The organism is Georgenia sp. Z1491 (genome assembly GCF_049856175.1).
GTDB lineage: Bacteria > Actinomycetota > Actinomycetes > Actinomycetales > Actinomycetaceae > JB111.
The window spans coordinates 30,107-49,344 of sequence record NZ_JBNDNA010000017.1; the positions used below are offsets into that span (position 1 = coordinate 30,107).

Annotated in this window: 16 protein-coding genes, 4 pseudogenes and 2 other annotated features; of the genes and pseudogenes, 9 read left to right on the forward strand and 11 right to left on the reverse strand. The window is 71.2% G+C overall.

What is annotated here, in order from left to right:
- Nucleotides 1–39 precede the first annotated feature (39 nt).
- The gene (locus tag ACPYO4_RS14405; protein WP_425709945.1) at nucleotides 40–957 is read right to left on the reverse strand and encodes an MBL fold metallo-hydrolase; all 918 of its coding nucleotides are present in this window, start codon (nucleotides 955–957) and stop codon (nucleotides 40–42) included.
- The gene (locus ACPYO4_RS14410) at nucleotides 954–1,970 is read right to left on the reverse strand and encodes an ABC transporter substrate-binding protein (RefSeq protein WP_425709946.1); all 1,017 of its coding nucleotides are present in this window, start codon (nucleotides 1,968–1,970) and stop codon (nucleotides 954–956) included. Before ACPYO4_RS14410 ends, ACPYO4_RS14405 begins: the two co-directional genes overlap by 4 nt.
- 308 nt (nucleotides 1,971–2,278) lie before the next feature.
- Here ACPYO4_RS14410 and ACPYO4_RS14415 point away from each other — a divergent pair, with 308 nt between their 5' ends.
- From ACPYO4_RS14415 to ACPYO4_RS14445, 7 genes are read left to right on the forward strand one after another with little or no spacing between them, the layout of a single operon-like run.
- Entirely contained in the window at nucleotides 2,279–3,298 is a 1,020-nt protein-coding gene (locus tag ACPYO4_RS14415; protein WP_425709947.1) for a VOC family protein, read from the forward strand.
- Between the two features lie 3 nt (nucleotides 3,299–3,301).
- A complete protein-coding gene (locus ACPYO4_RS14420; RefSeq protein WP_425709948.1) occupies nucleotides 3,302–4,261 on the forward strand; it encodes a fumarylacetoacetate hydrolase family protein in 960 nt (319 codons plus the stop codon).
- A gap of 60 nt (nucleotides 4,262–4,321) precedes the next feature.
- The gene (locus ACPYO4_RS14425) at nucleotides 4,322–5,290 is read left to right on the forward strand and encodes a cyclase family protein (RefSeq protein ID WP_425709949.1); all 969 of its coding nucleotides are present in this window, start codon (nucleotides 4,322–4,324) and stop codon (nucleotides 5,288–5,290) included.
- Nucleotides 5,291–5,346: 56 nt separating this feature from the next.
- Nucleotides 5,347–6,471, forward strand: coding sequence for an FAD-dependent monooxygenase (locus ACPYO4_RS14430; protein WP_425709950.1), 1,125 nt, complete (start codon nucleotides 5,347–5,349; stop codon nucleotides 6,469–6,471).
- On the forward strand, nucleotides 6,468–7,637 hold the full coding sequence (locus ACPYO4_RS14435; RefSeq protein ID WP_425709951.1) for an amidohydrolase family protein: 1,170 nt from the start codon (nucleotides 6,468–6,470) through the stop codon (nucleotides 7,635–7,637). The genes ACPYO4_RS14430 and ACPYO4_RS14435 overlap by 4 nt, the downstream gene beginning before the upstream one ends.
- Before the next feature lie 7 nt (nucleotides 7,638–7,644).
- Entirely contained in the window at nucleotides 7,645–8,610 is a 966-nt protein-coding gene (locus ACPYO4_RS14440) for a fumarylacetoacetate hydrolase family protein (protein ID WP_425709952.1), read from the forward strand.
- Nucleotides 8,607–9,413: an SDR family NAD(P)-dependent oxidoreductase gene (locus ACPYO4_RS14445; RefSeq protein ID WP_425709953.1), complete on the forward strand. Its 807-nt coding sequence runs from the start codon at nucleotides 8,607–8,609 to the stop codon at nucleotides 9,411–9,413. Before ACPYO4_RS14440 ends, ACPYO4_RS14445 begins: the two co-directional genes overlap by 4 nt.
- Nucleotides 9,414–9,474: 61 nt before the next feature.
- Here ACPYO4_RS14445 and ACPYO4_RS14450 read toward each other — a convergent pair whose 3' ends face one another.
- From ACPYO4_RS14450 to ACPYO4_RS14465, 4 genes and pseudogenes are all read right to left on the reverse strand, one after another.
- Nucleotides 9,475–10,248, reverse strand: a complete 774-nt coding sequence (locus tag ACPYO4_RS14450) for an SDR family NAD(P)-dependent oxidoreductase (protein WP_425709954.1) — start codon at nucleotides 10,246–10,248, stop codon at nucleotides 9,475–9,477.
- Nucleotides 10,245–11,231 carry a LysR family transcriptional regulator gene (locus ACPYO4_RS14455; RefSeq protein ID WP_425709955.1) on the reverse strand — a complete coding sequence of 329 codons (987 nt, stop codon included), beginning with the start codon at nucleotides 11,229–11,231 and terminating at the stop codon, nucleotides 10,245–10,247. Before ACPYO4_RS14455 ends, ACPYO4_RS14450 begins: the two co-directional genes overlap by 4 nt.
- Nucleotides 11,232–11,385: 154 nt before the next feature.
- Nucleotides 11,386–12,117, reverse strand: a complete 732-nt coding sequence (locus ACPYO4_RS14460; RefSeq protein ID WP_425709956.1) for a DUF998 domain-containing protein — start codon at nucleotides 12,115–12,117, stop codon at nucleotides 11,386–11,388.
- Between the two features lie 249 nt (nucleotides 12,118–12,366).
- Nucleotides 12,367–13,630: pseudogene (locus tag ACPYO4_RS14465) on the reverse strand (IS3 family transposase).
- Nucleotides 13,213–13,345, reverse strand: a sequence feature (AL1L pseudoknot). It overlaps the preceding pseudogene by 133 nt.
- Nucleotides 13,631–13,683: 53 nt before the next feature.
- Here ACPYO4_RS14465 and ACPYO4_RS14470 point away from each other — a divergent pair.
- Together ACPYO4_RS14470 and ACPYO4_RS14475 are read left to right on the forward strand one after the other, a co-directional pair.
- A pseudogene (locus ACPYO4_RS14470) lies at nucleotides 13,684–14,052 on the forward strand (integrase core domain-containing protein); the annotation flags it as partial.
- 23 nt (nucleotides 14,053–14,075) lie between these two features.
- The gene (locus ACPYO4_RS14475) at nucleotides 14,076–14,375 is read left to right on the forward strand and encodes a hypothetical protein (protein WP_425709957.1); all 300 of its coding nucleotides are present in this window, start codon (nucleotides 14,076–14,078) and stop codon (nucleotides 14,373–14,375) included.
- Here the strand turns inward: ACPYO4_RS14475 and ACPYO4_RS14480 are convergent.
- The 5 genes and pseudogenes from ACPYO4_RS14480 to ACPYO4_RS14500 form a co-directional block, all read right to left on the reverse strand.
- Nucleotides 14,372–15,178 (reverse strand): mycofactocin-coupled SDR family oxidoreductase, encoded by an 807-nt coding sequence (locus ACPYO4_RS14480; protein WP_425709958.1) that lies wholly within the window; start codon nucleotides 15,176–15,178, stop codon nucleotides 14,372–14,374. The two genes, ACPYO4_RS14475 and ACPYO4_RS14480, sit on opposite strands and share 4 nt — an antisense overlap.
- Nucleotides 15,179–15,368: 190 nt before the next feature.
- Nucleotides 15,369–16,181, reverse strand: coding sequence for a mycofactocin-coupled SDR family oxidoreductase (locus ACPYO4_RS14485; RefSeq protein ID WP_425709959.1), 813 nt, complete (start codon nucleotides 16,179–16,181; stop codon nucleotides 15,369–15,371).
- Between the two features lie 112 nt (nucleotides 16,182–16,293).
- Nucleotides 16,294–17,241 (reverse strand): helix-turn-helix domain-containing protein, encoded by a 948-nt coding sequence (locus ACPYO4_RS14490; protein ID WP_425709960.1) that lies wholly within the window; start codon nucleotides 17,239–17,241, stop codon nucleotides 16,294–16,296.
- A 109-nt stretch (nucleotides 17,242–17,350) separates the two neighbouring features.
- Nucleotides 17,351–17,878, reverse strand: a pseudogene (locus ACPYO4_RS14495) (IS3 family transposase); the annotation flags it as partial.
- A 39-nt stretch (nucleotides 17,879–17,917) separates the two neighbouring features.
- Nucleotides 17,918–19,182, reverse strand: a pseudogene (locus ACPYO4_RS14500) (IS3 family transposase).
- Nucleotides 18,765–18,897 (reverse strand) — a sequence feature (AL1L pseudoknot). Its footprint overlaps the pseudogene before it by 133 nt.
- Nucleotides 19,183–19,238: the final 56 nt, after the last annotated feature.

Consider the following 19,238-nt stretch of genomic DNA (forward strand, 5'->3'; position numbering starts at 1 on the left):
GCCCTGAAGTACGGCCCGCCAGCCGGGCCGCCCCCGCACCTACGCGCGCGTGGCCAGCAGCCCGCCGTTGAGCTCGACCATGTCGCGGAACGCCGCTACGGGGTCGAGCGCGTGGGTGGCGTCGAGGTCCCGGTAGGCTACGTGCAGGTTGCCCGCGATCCGTTCGGGGTCGATGAGGCCGACGAACCTGCCCAGATCGGTGTCCCGTGCGCACTCCAGCGGCGTGAGCCCGGCGGCGAGCCCGCGTCCGGCCGCCTCGAGGACGAGCTCGAGGTACTCCGCGACGTCGTCGATCACATCGCGCCCGGCGATCTCCCCGTGCCCCGGCACCACCGTGGTGGCAGCGAGCGTGCGCAGCTCGTCTAGGGCTGTCAGCCAGCCCGTGACCGAGCCCGACAGTGCGAACGGCGTCCCGCCCTCGAACACGAGGTCGGCGGCCAGCAGCAGGCTGCGCTCGGGGAACCACACGTACGCGTCGCCGGTGGTGTGGGCGATGACGCCGGGGTGGCGGACCTCGATCGGCTCGTCGCCCCGGGTCAGCGTGAGCCCGGTCTCGAACGTGCGGCCCGGTACGACGGCGTGGGCGTCGCCCACCGTGATCGGCTCGAACACGCCCGGCGGGGCGTGCACCGGGGCCTCGAGCGCGGCCGCCGTCGCCGCGTGGGAGACGACCTCGGCGCCGGTCACGAGGGAGGAGCCGGTGCAGTGGTCGGGGTGGGCGTGCGTGAGGAGCAGGAGGTCCACGCGGCGTCCCTCGACGCCGTGGCCGGTCGTCGTGGCGACGGCGTCGAGGTAGTCCCGGGTGCGGCGCTCCGTCGACGTCACGTCGACGCTCACCAGCCCCTGGTCCGTCTCGACGACGGCCATGTTGTTGACCATCCACCCGCCGTCGGGCTGGATGTACGCCCAGACGCCGTCGCCGAGGTCGGTCATGCGCGGGCTGCGGCCCTGGCTCACTCCACCACCAGCGCCATCACGTCGACGACCTCGCTCGTGAACCCGAACTCGGCCATGAGCTCGGCCATCCGCTCGAGGGCCGGGATGTTGAGCTCGGAGGTGAACTCGGCGAGTACGAGGTTGTCCGCCGCTTCCTGGGGGATGTCCATGACGTCCGGCAGGACGTCGCGCACGAGCTGGTCGTCCTCGCCGACCAGCGCCATGGTCTCTTCGACGGCCGCCCGGAACGCCTCGACGAGCTCCGGATTCTCCTCGGTGGTCGCCACGCTCGTGTAGCTGAGCATGGCGGGCTGGCCGCCCTCGATCGACTCGACGTAGGGGTAGAGGATCACCTCGTGTCCGGCCGCCTGGGCCTGCCCGAGGAACGGCTCGACCAGCAGTGCGGCGTCGACCTGCCCGTTCTCCAGCTGAGCCTGGGCATCCGGGAAAGGAATCTCGACCAGCTCGACCGCCTCCGGGTCGCCGCCCGCCAGCCGCACGGATTCGCGGAGCGCGAGCTCGGGCTGGGACAGCAGGGTGTTGGCGGCGACCGAGCGGCCGCCCAGGTCGGAGGCGTCCGCGATGTCGGAGTCGGCGGAGACGACGAGGCCGAACGCGTCGGCGCCCTCCGCCGCGCTGTCGACCCAGCCGGACACGATGCGGGTCTCGATGCCCTCGGCCTGCGCGAGGAGGACCGAGACCGGGTTGCCGACGGCGAAGTCCAGCTCGCCGGACAGGACGGCGGGCAGCGTGGCGCCACCGCCCTGGCCCGAGACGACCTCAACGTCAAGGCCGTGCGCCTCGAAGATCCCTTCCTGGATGCCGACCTGGATCGGCTGGGAGTCCGCGATCGGCAGGACGCCGACCCTGATCGAGGTCAGCTCGTCCGAGGCGGCGGCCCCCTCGGAGCCGCCCTCCGCCCCGGAGGCATCGTCGTCGGACTCGTCCCCACCACCGCCGCAGGCGACGAGCGTGAGGGCGGTGGCGGTCAGCAGTCCGGCGAGGGCGGCGCGACGGGGGGTTCGAGCAGTCATCTGGCTCTCCTTCGAGCAGGTGCAGGGGAGGCGATCGTGACAGGCGCGGGCGCGACTGCCCATCGCTCGCTCGCATACCTGGGATCGACGGCGCGGATATGTAGGTCCGCGGTTCGTCCTCGTAGGCCGACCGGAGGAGACGTGGATCTCGCCGCCGGGTGATCGTCGACGACGAAGTATCGATCGGACGAATAAATGGGATGGATGGGACCGCTTGGTGTCGGGGAAGGATCCGCCCACACTCGGGGCATCGCACACCGACGTGCCTCGCGGCGTTGCCGCGGCACCCGTCCCGGAAGGACCCGACGATGGAGAAGCTCCTCGCTCACCTCTCGCACCTGGAGATCGCGAGCCCCGACGTTGCGGCCTCTGCCGCGTTCTACGTCGACAAGTTCGGCATGCGGATCATCGAGGAGGTCGACGGGAAGGCGTACCTGCGCTGCTGGGGCGATCACCAGCGGTACAGCCTCGTCATCTCGCCGGGGGCCGAGCCGGCGCTGGTGACGATGGCCTGGCGGACCACGTCCGCTGAGGCGCTCGAGGAGGCCGGCCGTCGGGTCGCCGCCACGGGCACCGACGTCGCGTGGGCCGACCGCGGCGCGCACATCGGGCGCAACGCCCGGTTCGTGGGCCCCGGTGGGCACGACATGACTCTCTTCTGGGAGACGGAGCGGTTCTGGGCGGAGGGTGAGCTCGCCTCGCAGTACCCGGACCGCCCGGAGCGCCGGTCGGCCCACGCGGGCGCGCCGCGGTTCCTCGACCACGTCACGGTCGCGACGGCGGACGTGCGCGCCTTCACGGCCTGGTACAGCGAGACGCTCGGCTTCCGGACCATGGCCTTCACCGACCTCGACGAGGCGCCGGTCACCGTCTTTGCCGTCCTCACGACCAACGAGAAGTCGCACGACCTCGGGGTCGTGCTCGACACCTCGGACCGGGCGGGCCGGGTCAACCACATCGCGTTCTGGGTCGACACTCGCGAGGAGCTGTTGATCTCCGCCGACGTGCTCATGGAGCGCGGCACGCCGATCGAGTACGGGCCCTCGATCCACGGCATCGGGGAGCAGTCCTTCCTCTACTTCCGTGAGCCGTCCGGTCTGCGGGTCGAGCTGAACTCCGGTGGCTACCGCAACTATGTGCCGGACTGGGAGCCCCACACCTGGCTGCCGGCCGAGGGGTCGAACAACTTCTACCGGAACGGTTCGATGCCGATGTCGATGACGGAGTCGTTCCCGGACGCCGACGGCCTCACCGCCACCGAGGAGGGCGCCTCGCCCGAGATGAAGGCCGCGATCCTCGGCGCCTACTCCGAGCACGGCAAGGGCTGACGCGTGGTTTTCGCACTCGCACGCCTGCGCTCGGACGGCAGCGCGCGCCTCGCCCTCGTCGTCGGCGAGCGGATCCGGGAGCTCCCCGACGACGTCGTCGCCGACCTGGGAGGATCGCTCAACGCGATCCTCGCGGACATCGGCGGGGCCACGCCGCGACTGGAGGCACTCGCCGCCGACGACTCGGCCCACTGGCGGACCGTCGACGAGGTGACGCTCCTCGCGCCGGTGGAGCCCCGGCAGGTCATCCAGGCCGGCGCCAACTACCGCAAGCACGTCATCGACCTCGGGGTCGCGCACCGCGACCCCGCCGACGGCAGGAGCGAGGAGGAGGTGCGCGCCGAGACCGCCGCGATGATGGACGAGCGGGCCGCGACCGGCATCCCGTACTTCTTCCTCGGGCTGCCCACCGTCATCGCCGGCCCGCACGAGGACCTCGTCCTGCCCGCCGGCAATCCCACGCACGACTGGGAGCTCGAGCTCGCCGCTGTCATCGGCCGGCCGGCATTCCGCGTGAGCGTGGACGAGGCGCTGAACCACGTCGCCGGTTACACGATCGTCAACGACATCACCACGCGGAACCTCGTGTTCCGCAAGGACATGGACGCGATCGGCACGGACTGGTTCCGGGCCAAGAACCAACCGGGCTTCCTGCCCGCCGGGCCCTACCTGGTCCCGGCCGACCAGGTCGGCGACACGCAGACGCTCCGCGTCACGCTCCGGCTCAACGGGGAGGTGATGCAGGACGAGGGTACGGACGACATGATCTTCACCGTCGCCCAGCTGCTCTCGCACGCCTCGCAGACCACGACCCTTCTGCCGGGCGACCTGCTGCTCACCGGGTCCCCGTCCGGTAACGGCGCCCACTGGGGGCGGATGCTCCGCCCGGGCGACGTGATGGAGGGCGAAATCACCGGCCTCGGCCGGCAGGTCGTCCGCTGCCGAGACGAGGCCCGCGCATGACCACGGTCGTCGAGTGTGCGGTGCGTGCCCCTCGAGCGTGCGGATCGTGAAGGAGGCGTCGTGAGCACCGAGGACGAGAGCCGGGCCGCCGAGGCGATCGTGGCCGCCGCCGCGCGCGTGTCCAACTGGGGCCGATGGGGGGACGACGACCGCCTCGGCACTCTCAACCACGTGGGCGCCGCCGACCGCGTCCGCGCCGCCGGGCTCGTCCGCACGGGCGAGGTGCACTCGCTCGCCCAACCCTTCTCGAGCGAGGGCCCGCAGAAGGGGTGGCGCCGCCGCACGAACCCGGTCCACACGATGACCGACACCGGCGTCGAGGCCGTCCACGGCGACCAGGGCTTCCCGCACGGGTTCGGTGGCGCCGACGACGTCATCGCCATGCCGCTGCAGTGCTCGACCCAGTGGGACGGACTCGGCCACATCTTCGACCACGGGCGGGCATGGAACGGGCGCTCGGCCGCCGTCGTCACCTCCGAGGGCGACTCCGTCACCGGCATCGAGACCACCGCGGAGCAGTTCGTCGCCCGCGGGGTCCTGCTCGACGTCGGCGCGGCCCTCGGGAGCGACGGCGAACTCCCGGACGGGTTCGCCATCACTCCCGACCACCTCGAGGCGACGATCGCCGCGCAGGGTGAGAGCTCCGCCGTCGGGCGCGGCGACGTCCTGATGATCCGGACCGGCCACTACACGCGAGCGCGCCGCGACGGCTGGGGCGACTACGCCGGAGGCCCCGCGCCCGGCATGTCGTTCACCAGTCTCGACTGGGTGCACGCCCGCGAGGTGTCGGCGCTCGCCACCGACACGTGGGGCGCCGAGGTCCGGCCGCCGGAGCTGCCCGGCGCGTTCCAGCCGTTCCACCAGGTCGCCATCCCGCACATGGGACTGTTCCTGGGGGAGATGTGGGCCCCGGACGGCCTCGCCGCCGCCTGCGCGGTCGACGGGCGCTACGACTTCCTGCTCGTCGCCCCCACGCTGCCGATCGTCGGCGCCGTGGGCTCACCGACCAACCCGCTCGCCATCCGATAGCACCGGCCACCGCGCGCACACGCCCACCCAGCCGTCCATACGAAGGAGTACACGACATGGCTGCCATCACCACCGTTGGCATCGTCGGGGCCGGGGCCGCCGGCACCACCCTCGCCGCCTACCTCGCCCGCGGCGGAATCGACGTCGAGGTCCTCGAACGCACCCCCGAGCCCTCCACGCTCGGCTCCGGCCTGACCCTGCAGGGCAACGCCCTGCGTCTGCTCAAGGACCTCGGCGTGTGGGAACAGCTCGAGTCCCACGGCTACGGGTTCTCCGAGCTCGGCATCCGGGCCCCCGACCCGGACGGCACCGTGCTCACGGTCATGGACGACATGCGAACCGGGGGCCCCGACCTGCCCTCGACACTCGGGATCTACCGACCGGACCTCGCCCGCATCGTCCGCGAGCGGGCCGCCGAGCTGGGTGCCCGCTTCGTGTACGGCGCTCAGGTCGAGGGGCTCGACGACGACGGTGAGGACGTCACCGTCCACCTCGCCGACGGCACGACCAGCCGCTACGCCCTCGTCGTCGGTGCCGACGGGCTGCACTCCACGGTGCGCTCCCTCATCGGCATCACCGAGGAACCGCGACGGACCGGGATGGGCATCTGGCGGGCATTCGTCCCGCGCCCGGCCGAGGTCACCCGCACGGACCTCGTCTACGGCGGTCCGGTCTACATTGCCGGCTACTGCCCGACGACGGACGACACCTGCTACGCCTACCTGGTCGAGGACGTCCAGGACCGCACGGGCGCGGACGGGCCGGCGATCATGCGCGAGCTCGCCGCCGGCTACGGCGGCCCCTGGAAGGAGATCCGCGAGTCGATCGACGACGGGGCGAACGTCAACTACACGTCCTTCACGACCCACTTCGTCGAAGGCGACTGGCACCGTGGCCGGGTGGTGATCATCGGCGACGCCGCCCACTCCTGCCCCCCGACGATCGCCCAGGGTGCGGCGCAGTCGTTCGAGGACGCCGCCGTGCTCGCCGAGCTGCTCCTCGGCACCGAGACCCTGGACGACGCGCTGTTCGCCGAGTTCCTCGAGCGGCGACGCGCCCGCGCGAAGCGGGTCGTCGAAGCCTCGACCCAGCTCGGCCAGTGGCTGCTCGACCACGACCGCAGCGGCGACCCGGGCGCCCTCATCGGTGAGATCGGTGCGCTCGTGAGCGAGCCCGCGTGACGGGGAGCCACGGGGCGCAGCTGGCCGGCCCGGTCGTCGACCTCCACGCGCATGTCCTGCTGCCCGAGCTCTCGGCGCTCGCGGCCCGGCTCGACCCGGCCGCGGCGGCACGCCAGGGCGCGCTCGACGTCTGGCGCCAGGGGGAGGAGTCGATCGCCGTGAGCGGGGCGATGCTCGGCGACCGCCTCCCGCGCCTGACCGACGTGGCCCGGCGCCTGGCCGACATGGACACGGCCGGCGTCGACGTCCAGGTCGTCTCCGCCTCGCCGAACCACTATGCCTACTTCCTGGGCGAGGACGCCGCACGGGAGTACTACCCGGAGGCCAACCGCCTGGTCGCGGCGCACGTCGCCGAGGCGCCGGACCGGCTGCTCGGGCTCGGCCTGGTCCCGCTCCAGCATCCGAAGCTGGCTGCCGACGTGCTGCGGTCAGCCGTGCGTGACCACGGCCTGAGGGGCGTGGAGATCGGCTCCTTCGCGCCGCGGCCCTCGGCGGGTGGCGCGGCGGTCGCGCACGAGGATGCGGACGCAGATGCCCCCGCGGGAGCGAGGGCCGCAGGTGGCGGAGCCGCGGTCGACCGGTCCGAGGGCGAGACCGACGTCGCCGGTACGGTCGAGCTCTCCGACCCGGCGCTCGACCCGTTCTGGGCGGCCGCGCTCGAGACAGGTGCAGTCATCCTCCTGCACCCGTTCGGAAGCCCCCAGGGCAGCAGGCTCGACCGGTACAACCTGTCGAACACCGTCGCCCAGCCGGCCGAGAACGCGACCGCGCTGTCCCACCTCATCTTCTCGGGCGTGCTCGACCGCCATCCCGGCCTCGCGCTCGTCGCCGCGCACGCCGGTGGCTACCTCCCGACCGCCATCGGCCGCTCCGACCGGGCGTGGCGCGTCCGACCCGAGGCGCGGACGTGCGCACGCACCCCGTCCAGCTACCTCTCCGAGCTCCACTACGACTCGCTGACGCACGACCAGGCCCAGCTCGCGGCGCTCGTCGCGCAGGTCGGGGCCGACCGGGTGGCGCTCGGTTCCGACCACCCGTTCGACATGGGTGAGGATGACCCGGTGGCAGCCGTGCGCGCCGCACACCTGAGCGACGATGACACGGAAAGCATTCTGCGCGGCACCGCCGCTGCGCTGGGACTGAACCCACGACCGACCAGGAGATGAGCACGACATGGTGAAGCTCGCCCGCTGGACCGACGGCGACGAGCCGTTCGACGGCTTCGTCGACGGCGAGACCGTCTGGGCCCTGAGCGACGGGAGCACCACCCTCGACCTGGTGCGTCGCGGCCTTGCCGCCACTCTCAAGGTCGCCGCAGCGACTATCGGGCACGGGGAGGGCCGCCCGCTGGTGCACGTCGAGCTCCGCACTCCGCTCGACCCGCCGAGCGTGCGCGACTTCGTGGCCTTCGAGCAGCACGTCGAGGGCGTCGCCGTGGCGATGGGCCACGGTGGCGTCGTGCCCGAGTGGTACGAGGCGCCGACCTTCTACTTCACCAACCCCCACACGCTGCGGGCCACCGGCGAGGAGATTCCCGTGCCCGCGGGGTGCGAGGTCCTCGACCTCGAGGCGGAGGTCGCCGTGGTGGTCGGCGGCGGGACCGACGACGACGGCCGCTCGCTCGATCCGGAGCGGGCGGCAACGAGGATCTTCGGTTTCACCGTGTTCAACGACTGGTCCGCGCGCGACCTGCAGCGCCGGGAGATGAAGGTGTCGCTCGGGCCGGCCAAGGGCAAGGACTTCGCCGGCACCCTGGGTCCGTGGATCGTCACCGCCGACGAGCTCGCCGACCGGGTCGGGCCGGACGGCTTCCACGATCTGCCCGTGCGGGCGGAGATCAATGGCGAGGTCCTGGGGGAGGACACTACCGCCCACATGGGCTGGACGTTCGCCGAACTCGTCACGTACGCGTCCGCGGACTCCCGCGTGGTGCCCGGAGACGTCCTCGGCTCGGGCACGGCCGGCGGCGGCTGCCTGGCCGAGCTCTGGGGCCGCCGCGGCGAGCAGGTGCCCCCGCCCCTGACCGAGGGCGACGAGGTGCGGGTCGTCGTCGACGGGATCGGGGAGGTCGTCAACCGGGTGGGCGCTCGTCGAGCGGGCAGCCAGCTGATCCCCGCACGGAACCGGCGGACCCCGTGAGCGTCCCGGACCCGCGTGCGGGCACCGCCGGCCGTGCGGACGGCGGGCAGCAGGGCCGCGGCGCCTCGCCCGAGCCCCTCGCCGGCCGGGTCGTCGTCGTCACCGGGGCGCTCGGCGGCATCGGCGCCGCCCAGGCGACGCTGCTGCGGAACCAGGGCGCCGTCGTCGTGCCCACGGACCTCGCCGAGACCTCCGAGGTGCCCGGCTACCGGCACCTCGACGTCGCCGACCGCGCGTCCTGGGAGGCGCTCGCCGAGGAGCTGCGGGACGCGCACGGGCGCGTGGACGGCCTGGTGAACAACGCCGGCCTCACGCGTCGGCATCGGCTCCTCGAGGTCGACGCCGGAGACCTGCGCGAGCTGTTCGACGTCAACGTCGTCGCGTCGCTGCACGGCATCCAGACGCTCGTCCCGCTCATGCCGCGGGGTGCGTCGATCGTCGAGATCGGCTCGCTCGCCGCCGTCACGGCTCACTACACGACCGCCTACACGGTCTCGAAGTGGGCGCTGCGCGGCCTGGCCCAGGTTGCGGCGCTCGAGCTCGGCGACCGGGGCATCCGCGTTAACACCGTCCACCCCGGGTTCATCGACACCCCGATGACCTCCGGTGCGCCCGCGGCGTTCCGGGAGGCGTCGACCACGATGACGCCGCTGGGCCGGGCCGGGCTGCCGGCCGAGGTCGCCTCCGTCGTCGCGTTCCTACTCTCCGACGCCGCCGCCTACGTCACGGGCACTGACATCCCCGTCGATGGCGGGCAGCACGGCCACGGGGGCGCGAAGGTCGTTTCCGACGCCCTGCGCTGAGCTCGCTCGGCGTCGTCCGGATTGCTGGCGTGCCCTGCTGTCAGCCCGGCGTGCCCTCTCGTCAGCCTGGCAGCACGGACGACCAGCCGCCGTCGACGACGAGGTTCTGGCCCGTGATGTAGCCGGCCTCTTCGCTTGCCAGGAACAGGGCGACCGGGGCGACGTCGTCGGGCGTGCCGACGCGGCCCAGGGGGATCGCGCGAGCGATGGAGGACATCGGGTGGTCCGGCGCGAGCAGGTTGCCCGCGGACTGGGGCGTGGCGATCATGCCCGGGGACACGCAGTTGACCCGGATGCCGTGCGCGGCGCCCTCGGCGGCGAGCTGCCTGGTCATCGCAACTACGGCGCCCTTGGTCGCGGTGTGCGCCAGGCGCGTGTTCGTCACCGACCCCGTGATGCCGGCCGTCGAGCCGACGAGCACAACGGATGCCCCGCCGCGCGAGGCGAGGTGGTGCCAGAGCGCGCGTACCGGGAGGAACACGACGTCGACCTCGTGGGCGTGGTTCCAGTGCCACTCGTCCAGGGTGATGTCGGCGACCGGCCCGAACCGCGTGACGGCCGCGTTCGCGTAGAGGATGTCCACTCCGCCGTCGGTGACCACATTCGCGGCCCACGCCGCGACCGCCGCCTCGTCGGTGAGGTCGAGCGGCGCCGTCGATGTCATCTCGCCACCGGCCGACCGCACGAGAGCCGTCGTCTCGGCGTCGCCCTCGGCGTCGATGTCGCACCCGATCACGTGCGCACCTTCGGCCGCGAAGAGCAGGGCCGCTGCTCGGCCCTGCCCGCTGGCCGTCCCTGTGATGACGGCGCGTCTGCCTGCCAGGCGTCCGGTCATGACCGGTCCTCCGTGGGTGAGTGATCGTGCGGGTCGGTGACGGCGAAGACGGCGTCCGGCGGTGCGGCGTCGTCGATGATGACCTGGAGGCTGCGGCACGCCCTCTGGACGACACCGCGCAGCCAGCTGTTCGCCGCGTCGTCGGTCGTCGACCGGTGCCAGAACATCGCCTCGACGAGCGCGGTCTCGTGTTCCTCGGGCAGGGCGATGATCGCGATCCGCCCCGTCGGCCGGACGCGCTCGGCCAGCATGCGCGGGACGAGCGCGACGAGGTCGGTTCCCTCGACCAGCAGCGGCAGCGAGAGCAGCCCAGTCACCTGGGCGACGACCTCCGGGCGGAGGCCCACCAGGTCGAAGAGTCGGTCGGCCGGGGTGACGACGTTGGTACCGAAGCGTCCGATGGCATGGGGGTAGCCGGCGGCGTCCCGCAAGGTCGGTGCGGGCAGGTCGAGCAGCGGGTGGTGCGCATCGACGACGGCGACGAACTCGTCGCGGAAGACGAGCTTGCGCTCGCCGTCGATTCCGTAGCCCGTCGGGGAGATGACGAGGTCGACCGAGGTCGGGTCCAGGGCGTCGGTGACGTCGGTCGTGTTGGGGACGAAGTTGATGACGGCACCCGGGGCCTCTTCCGCGAGCACCTGGCGCAGGGGGCGCACGAGCAGGGTGGAGACGAAGTCGGAGCACGCGATCGTGAACGAGCGCGTCGTGGTGGCGGGGTAGAACCCGCCCGCGGGGTGGGCGGCCTGGTCGACGGCCGCGAGGGCGGACTCGACGGCGGAAACGAGCTCGACGGCGAGGGGCGAGAGCTCGTAGGTGCGGCCGACCCGGACGAGAAGCTCGTCGTCGTAGTGGGACCGGAGGCGGGCCAGAGCCGCGGAGACCGCCGGCTGACTGAGCCCGACGCGCTCGGCAGCGCGGGAGACGTTGCGCAGCTCGAGGAGTGCCTGCAGCGTCGGCAGCAGGTTGAGGTCGAGCGGCGCCATGTCTCCACGGTAGTGGCCGGAATGATGTCCGGCGTGGCTCAGCTATCGACGAGCCTGATAGGCGGCCTTGGTGCGGTCGATGGCGCGACGGGGGCGTCGGAGGCCCGGCCGGCGTGGCTCGGACGAGGGTGCAGGTTCAGACGACGCTGCTGGCTCAGACGCGGCTGGTTGCACCGACCTCGGACGGGGTCCCAGGACTGTGCTGCGCGGGCCGGGCGCCCGGCCCGCGTCGGGTCAGGAGGAGCGTGGCGCCGAGCATCGACGCCCACAGGGGGAGCGGCCACAGCGTGAGCCGCTCGGGGATCGACCAGTTCTGGTCTATCGACACCAGGGTGACCGTGACGATCGCGGCGATCAGGCAGAACACCCCGATCCCGACGCCGAGACCGCCCACCGTGCGCAGCGCACCGCTCTCGCGCGCGAGCTGGAACGCGAGCAGCGTGGTGGCCGCGGGTGCGAAGAAGAAGATCGGCACGGACACGAGCGAGTGCAGGTCGATGACCGTGTCGATCGGGACGAGCGCGGTGCCGATCGCGCTGACTCCCGCGCACACGAACAGTGCACGCGTGAGGGCGCGCAGCCGGGTCGGCGGCAGCACGGTGCTCACGAGCCACGCACCGGTCGCCAGCAGGATGCCGAACGCCGCGAACGCCCCGTTCATCAGCGGGTGCCACGGCGAGCAGACCTCGACCCAGTCCCAGCGGTAGGGGATCCACGTGCAGGTGGACGCGCCGAGGTCGGAGATCGTGTGGGTGAGGAACGAGAACGGCGCGGTCACGCGCGAGGCGACGACCACCTCGACCAGCCAGTACAGCGGCAGGATCGTCCAGACGGCCGCGCCGACGACGGCGGCCCGGGTCACGGGTCGGGGGGTGGCGCCGGGCACCTGGTCTCCTCGGGTCGTGCCGGGTCGGGGGTTGTCCGGCGTCCGTGCTGACGACGTCCGTCGTCACCCGCACAGGCTCGCCGCCCGGGCGGTCGTGGTCAAACGATGCGGGCGGGAAGTTCAGCCCGGAGCGCCGGGCGGGCGCGGGGCCGCGGCCGGGCCGGCGTCGTCGAGGCCTGTGCTGGTGGGTGGGGGTGTCCCGTCGTCGGGTCGAGTTGAACCGCCCTGGGTCTCCCGGAGGGTGGTTGTTTACGCGGCCTCCGAGTTCGGGGCTGCGGTCGTAGCCTGCCGGTGAGCGTTCTCGAACTCAATGGGGGGGGCACGTGTCCGACCGACGAGTGCAGGCGTCCGTGGTTGTACCAATGGACCCATCGGGCGACCTGCCACTCGACCTCGGCGTGGTTCTTCCACGTCGGTCCGCCGTCATTGATCGCCTCGGTCTTGAACAGGCCGATCGTCGACTCGCACAGCGCGTTGTCCAGTGCGTCGCCGACCGTGCCGATCGATCCGGCGATTCCTGCCTCGGCGAGCTCGGCGGTCAGCGCCAGCGAAACGTACTGAGCTCCGGCATCGCTGTGATGGATGAGTCGGCCGTGTTCCCAGGTGGCGCCGGCCCGGTGACGGACACCGATCGCCTGACGCAGAGCGTCGGTGACCAGGACCGCTCGCATCGAGGAGGCCACCCGCCAGCCCAGGATCCGGCGGGAGTAGACGTCCACGACGAACGCGACGTAGACGAACCCGGTCAGCGTCCAGACATAGGAGAAGTCCGCGACCCACAGCTGATCCGTCGCGGTGGGCACGTTCCAGCCGCGCTTGACCAGGTCGGGATGACGTGGCGCATCACCGCGCGAGCGGGTGGTCACCGTCCGGTGCCGACCCCGGATCGCGCCCGTGATCGAAGGCGATTCTCATGAGCCGTCCGACCTGGTCCCGACCGACCTCGAGACCGGCGCGCCGAGCGGCGTGCCAGAGCTTGCGCACCCCGTAGACGCCCCAGTTCTCCCGGTGCAGAGTGACCAGCGCGTTCGCGAGGTAGGCCTCTTCCAGCAGCGCTTCGCTCACCGGCCGGACCTTGTGCGTGTAGTAGGTGGACGGCGCGATCTTCACGCCGTGCTCGCTGAGCACGACGCAGATCGGCACGGGCGCCGAACCTGTCCCGGTAGGAGTCGATGTAGGCCACGATCACTTGAGTCGGCGGCCTGGCTCCGCCTGAGCGAAAAACGCGGACGCCGTCTTGAGGATCTCGTTGGCCCGCTCGAGCTCGGCCACGCGCTTCCTGACGCGCTCGGACCTCCTCGGACTCTGTTGAACGTGTGGCCGCCGGGCGGGTGCCCTCGTGGCGTTCGGCGTCCTCGACCCAGTTCCGGAGCGTTGCCGGCTTCAGATCCAGCAACGCTCCCACATGCTTGCGGGCACCGAGCTTGGACTCGGCCCCCTCGGCGATCTTCTCGCGGTACATCCGAACCGCGCGCTCTCGGAACTCCTCGTCGTACTTCCGTGGTGCTGACACAAGAACCAGTCTCCCCTTGCTAGATCAGCACCCTCCAGGAGACCCAGGGCGGTTCACTCACCGCCACCGCCGTCCTGGTCCGGGCCGTCGAGTGGTTCAACGCCCGCGGTGTCACCTTCGAGCGGGTCCTGTCCGACAACGGCGGCGCCGACCGTTCACACCTGTGGCGAGACACCTGCCACGAGCTCGCCATCAAGCACAAGCGGACCAGGCCGTACCGGCCGCAGACCAACGGGAAGATCGAGCGCTTCCACCGCACCTTGGCCGACGGCTGGGCCTACGCCCGCTGCTACATCTCCGAGACCCAGCGTCGCGGAGAACTCGACGGCTGGCTGCACTACTACAACCACCATCGGCCCCATACGGCACGCGGCAACCAGCCGCCCTTCTCACGATTGATCAACGTCTTCGCTCAGTACATCAGCCCGCCGCCGGGGGGACGACGTTGCGGGAGCTGGTCACCGAGGCCAAGGCCGAGCTCACGGTGTTCAACGGCAAGGTCCGCACCGTGCTACGCGGTTCCTACTCCCATCACTACCGGCGGCTGCTGCCCGACCTGCTGGCGAGTCTGGAGATCCGCTGCAACAACACGGCGCACCGGCCGGTGATGACCGCGGTCCCGCTCGCGGCCGACCAGATGCCGAGCGACCATGGCCCGGACCCGGCACACGGACCCGCCGTCGGCGCCGGTGACCCGGCTGCCGGTGACGGCGGGCCCGTTGACCGGTGTCTCGGCCAGCGTTAACGGATCGTGCAGCCCAAGTCGACCTTCATCTCCAGTCCGGTGACGTAGCGGGCCTCGTCCGACGCCAGGTAGAGCAGCGCGTTGCTGATGTCGACCGGGTCGACGACCTCGACCGGCATGGTGTTCATGAAGATCGGGCCCATCGTCGGGCTCTGCTCGATGAACTGGTTCATCCCGCCCAGCCCCGCAACCAGCGGGGTGTCCACGCCGGCGGGGTGGATCGTGTTGACGCGGATGTTGTGCTCGGCGAGCTCGTTGGCCAGCGAGCGCATCACGCCCACGATCCCGTGCTTGGCGGCGACGTAGGGGGCGAGCCACGGCTGCCCCTTGATGCCCGACGTCGAGCTCGTGATGGCGATCGAGCCGCCACCCGCCGTCAGCAGGTGCGGGATGGTCGCCACACATGTGTTCCAGACACCGGTCAGGTTGACGTCGAGGGTGTCCGCCCAGAGCTGCGGGGTCACCTCGTCCCACTTCTGCACCGTGCAGATGCCGGCGTTGGCGGAGACGATGTCGAGCCGGCCCAGCTGGGCCACACCCTCGTCGACAGCGGCCTTGAGCCCCTCAGCGTCGCGGACGTCGGCCGTGACCGCCACGATTCGGCGGTCCAGCGCCTCGACGGCCTTGACCGTGTCGGCGAGGTCCGCCTCGGTGGCCATCGCGTAGCCGACCGTGTCGAAGTCCCGGCAGGCGTCGACGGCGATGATGTCGGCGCCCTCCTCGGCCAGCCGGACCGCGTGGCTGCGGCCCTGGCCCCGGGCGGCACCGGTGATGAAAGCGACTTTGCCCTGCACACGCCCCATGGCGCGGCTCCTCTCGTGGATGGTGGTGGTGCTTCTGCTACTTCTGCGTCATGCCGAGGTCGATCGGCAGCGATACGCCGCTGACGAACCGCGCCTCGGCGGAGGCCAGCCGGCCCTTCCCTCGCGCCGCGCCGCGCCGGTGATGAACGCGACCTTACCCGCCACACCTCCGGCCATGGTCTGCGGTCCCCTACTTCTGGTTGAAGCCTGCGTCGACCGGGATCTGCGCGCCGGTGACGTAGCGCGCCTCCTCCGACGACAGCCAGACGATGGCGTTGGAGACGTCGACGGGCTCGATCATCTCCACCGGTAGCGGGTTCTTCAGGGCCTCGAGCATCTCGGAGTGCTCGGAGAACCACTTCTGCATGAAGTCGTTGGTGACCAGCGGGGTGTTGACGCCGGTCGGGTGCACCGTGTTGACCCGGATCGAGTACTTCGCCAGCTCCAGGGCCAGCGACCGCATCAGCCCGACCACACCGTGCTTGGCCGCGGCGTAGTGCGCGATCTGCACCAAGCCCTTCATGCCGGCGGTCGAGCTGGTGAGCACGATCGAGCCGCCGTTGCCGGCCGCGATCATCGCGGGGATCGCCGCCTTGCAGGTCCTCCAGACGCCGGACAGGTCGATGTCGATCGTCTCGTCCCAGACGTCCTCGGTCATGTCCCAGGCGTTCTCGACGTAGGAGACGACTCCGGCGTTGCCGCAGACGATGTCGAGGCGGCCGAACTCGGCGACGCCCTCATCCACCACGGCCTGCACCGCCGCCATGTCTCTTACGTCGGCCTGCCGGGCGATGATGCGGCGGTCCAGGTCCTCGACCAGCTTCACCGTCTGCGCGAGGTCGTCGGCCGTGCCCAGCGCGTAGGGCACCGTGCTCATGTCCTGGCAGGCGTCGAGCGCGATGACGTCCGCGCCCTCCTCCGCCAGGCGCAGGGCGTGCGACCGGCCCTGCCCCCGCGCTGCGCCGGTGACCAGCGCGACCCTGCCTTCCAACCGTCCGGCCATGTCGGCTCCTCCTTGAGCTGTCCTGTGCAGCCGAGCATAGGCGCGCCAGGCGGGTGGATCTTGACGGTGCCCGCACACGTTCTTGCACGGGGCCGCACAGCCGACGGAGGAGTCAGGTGCCCGCGCGTCGCTCGCCCGGTGTGGTCCCGTAGCGCGCCTTGTAGGTGCGGGCGAAGTGCGACGGGTGGGTGAAGCCGACGCCACGGGCGACCTCGGAGATCCCGCGACCGGCCCAGCGGCGGTCGACGAGCAACGCGTGCGCCCGGGCGAGCCGCTCCTCGCGCAGCCACCGCCCCGGGGACGTGCCGTCGGACTCGAGGAGCGCGTAGAGGTAGCGCTCCGAGACGTTGATGCCGTCGGCGATGACGGCGGGTGTCAGCTCCGGATCGGACAGGTGGTCGCGGATGAAGCTCCGCGCCCGGGCGAGGTGCGCAGCGCGGACGGACCGGACGCGGACCTCGCCGCCGACCCGGTCGTGCAGGGCTGCGGCGACCAGGTCGAGGACGGATCCGCTGACCGGTGCCACCGATTCAGCCTCCTCACCGTAGAGCGGAAGAGACCGCAGGAGCCCGGAGGCGAGCGCACCGGCACCGCTGGTCCCGGTGACGGTGACGCCGGTGGCCCCGGCGAACCCCGGCAGCCACGACGCCAACCGGTCGCGGGGCACGCGCACCACGATCTGCCGCGACCGGTCGCCAAGGCGGCCGCGGTACGGGCGGGTGCTGTCGATCAGCACGAAGTCACCAGGCCGGTCGAGGACCGCACGCCGATCGTCCTGCTCGAACACCCCCGCGCCCTGCACGAGCAGGGTGAGGAACAGGTCATCGGTGTCGGCGCGGCTGATCAGCCGGGCCGTGCGGACGACCTCGTGCGCGTCCGCGGTCACCGTGTCCACGTGCAGCCGGTCGACGGCGCTGCGCACGATCTCCCCGACGAACCGGTCGGACGACGGCCCGGCGGCGCGCGCGCGCAGCTCGACGATGTGTCGGCAGACGGCGTCGCGCCAGTACGCGAAGCCGTCGTGGCCGTCGACGTCGGAGGTCGAGAGTCGCACTACCATCACGCACCTCGCACGGCCAGGGTCGGGGTGGCACCCATCGTGCCACCAACCGCCGCCGATGCCGGTCGGGTCTGCCCCTGGTGTGGTTGGCACTCGGGGTTGATGGTTCTCAGGCCGCGTCTGCAGCCCGGTAGACCATCTCGAACTCGAGCGGGGTGAGTCGACCAAGGGCTCGCTGACGACGACGGCGGTTGTACTTGGTCTCGCTCCAAGTCACGATCGCCAGGCGCAGTTCCTCGCGCGTCTGCCAGCGGCGAGTGTTCAGGACGTTCTTCTGCAACAGCGCGAAGAAGGACTCCATCGCGGCGTTGTCACCGCTGGATCCGACCCGGCCCATCGAGCCCCGCAAGTCGTTGTTCTTCGGCAGCCGTACCACCTTCTTCGACCTCAACTGCCTGCCTCGGTCGCTATGCACGATCGTCTTGTCCGGACTGCGCAGGGCGATCGCGTTGCGCAGGGCTGCTGCGGCGAGGCCGGACTTCATCGGTGAGTCGATGGAGTACCCCACGAGCTTGTTGGAGTGGCGGTCCTTGACCGCGCACAGGTACAGCTTGCCCTCCCGCGTGGTGTGCTCGCTGATGTCGGTCAGCCACACCTGGTTCGGCCGGGTCGCGGCCCCGGTGAAGTCGTGGGTGACTCGGCCTGAACCGCCCTGGGTCTCCCGGAGGGTGGTTGTTTACGCGGCCTCCGAGTTCGGGGCTGCGGTCGTAGCCTGCCGGTGAGCGTTCTCGAACTCAATGGGGGGGGGCACGTGTCCGACCGACGAGTGCAGGCGTCCGTGGTTGTACCAATGGACCCATCGGGCGACCTGCCACTCGACCTCGGCGTGGTTCTTCCACGTCGGTCCGCCGTCATTGATCGCCTCGGTCTTGAACAGGCCGATCGTCGACTCGCACAGCGCGTTGTCCAGTGCGTCGCCGACCGTGCCGATCGATCCGGCGATTCCTGCCTCGGCGAGCTCGGCGGTCAGCGCCAGCGAAACGTACTGAGCTCCGGCATCGCTGTGATGGATGAGTCGGCCGTGTTCCCAGGTGGCGCCGGCCCGGTGACGGACACCGATCGCCTGACGCAGAGCGTCGGTGACCAGGACCGCTCGCATCGAGGAGGCCACCCGCCAGCCCAGGATCCGGCGGGAGTAGACGTCCACGACGAACGCGACGTAGACGAACCCGGTCAGCGTCCAGACATAGGAGAAGTCCGCGACCCACAGCTGATCCGTCGCGGTGGGCACGTTCCAGCCGCGCTTGACCAGGTCGGGATGACGTGGCGCATCACCGCGCGAGCGGGTGGTCACCGTCCGGTGCCGACCCCGGATCGCGCCCGTGATCGAAGGCGATTCTCATGAGCCGTCCGACCTGGTCCCGACCGACCTCGAGACCGGCGCGCCGAGCGGCGTGCCAGAGCTTGCGCACCCCGTAGACGCCCCAGTTCTCCCGGTGCAGAGTGACCAGCGCGTTCGCGAGGTAGGCCTCTTCCAGCAGCGCTTCGCTCACCGGCCGGACCTTGTGCGTGTAGTAGGTGGACGGCGCGATCTTCACGCCGTGCTCGCTGAGCACGACGCAGATCGGCACGGGCGCCGAACCTGTCCCGGTAGGAGTCGATGTAGGCCACGATCACTTGAGTCGGCGGCCTGGCTCCGCCTGAGCGAAAAACGCGGACGCCGTCTTGAGGATCTCGTTGGCCCGCTCGAGCTCGGCCACGCGCTTCCTGACGCGCTCGGACCTCCTCGGACTCTGTTGAACGTGTGGCCGCCGGGCGGGTGCCCTCGTGGCGTTCGGCGTCCTCGACCCAGTTCCGGAGCGTTGCCGGCTTCAGATCCAGCAACGCTCCCACATGCTTGCGGGCACCGAGCTTGGACTCGGCCCCCTCGGCGATCTTCTCGCGGTACATCCGAACCGCGCGCTCTCGGAACTCCTCGTCGTACTTCCGTGGTGCTGACACAAGAACCAGTCTCCCCTTGCTAGATCAGCACCCTCCAGGAGACCCAGGGCGGTTCA

Coding starts and splice junctions, on each gene's coding strand:
- ACPYO4_RS14410 (WP_425709946.1), bottom strand. CDS start 1,970: ATGACTGCTCGAACCCCCCGTCGCGCCGCCCTCGCCGGACTGCTGACC.
- ACPYO4_RS14415 (WP_425709947.1), top strand. CDS start 2,279: ATGGAGAAGCTCCTCGCTCACCTCTCGCACCTGGAGATCGCGAGCCCC.
- ACPYO4_RS14430 (WP_425709950.1), top strand. CDS start 5,347: ATGGCTGCCATCACCACCGTTGGCATCGTCGGGGCCGGGGCCGCCGGC.
- ACPYO4_RS14440 (WP_425709952.1), top strand. CDS start 7,645: ATGGTGAAGCTCGCCCGCTGGACCGACGGCGACGAGCCGTTCGACGGC.
- ACPYO4_RS14450 (WP_425709954.1), bottom strand. CDS start 10,248: ATGACCGGACGCCTGGCAGGCAGACGCGCCGTCATCACAGGGACGGCC.
- ACPYO4_RS14455 (WP_425709955.1), bottom strand. CDS start 11,231: ATGGCGCCGCTCGACCTCAACCTGCTGCCGACGCTGCAGGCACTCCTC.
- ACPYO4_RS14480 (WP_425709958.1), bottom strand. CDS start 15,178: ATGGGGCGTGTGCAGGGCAAAGTCGCTTTCATCACCGGTGCCGCCCGG.
- ACPYO4_RS14485 (WP_425709959.1), bottom strand. CDS start 16,181: ATGGCCGGACGGTTGGAAGGCAGGGTCGCGCTGGTCACCGGCGCAGCG.
- ACPYO4_RS14490 (WP_425709960.1), bottom strand. CDS start 17,241: ATGGTAGTGCGACTCTCGACCTCCGACGTCGACGGCCACGACGGCTTC.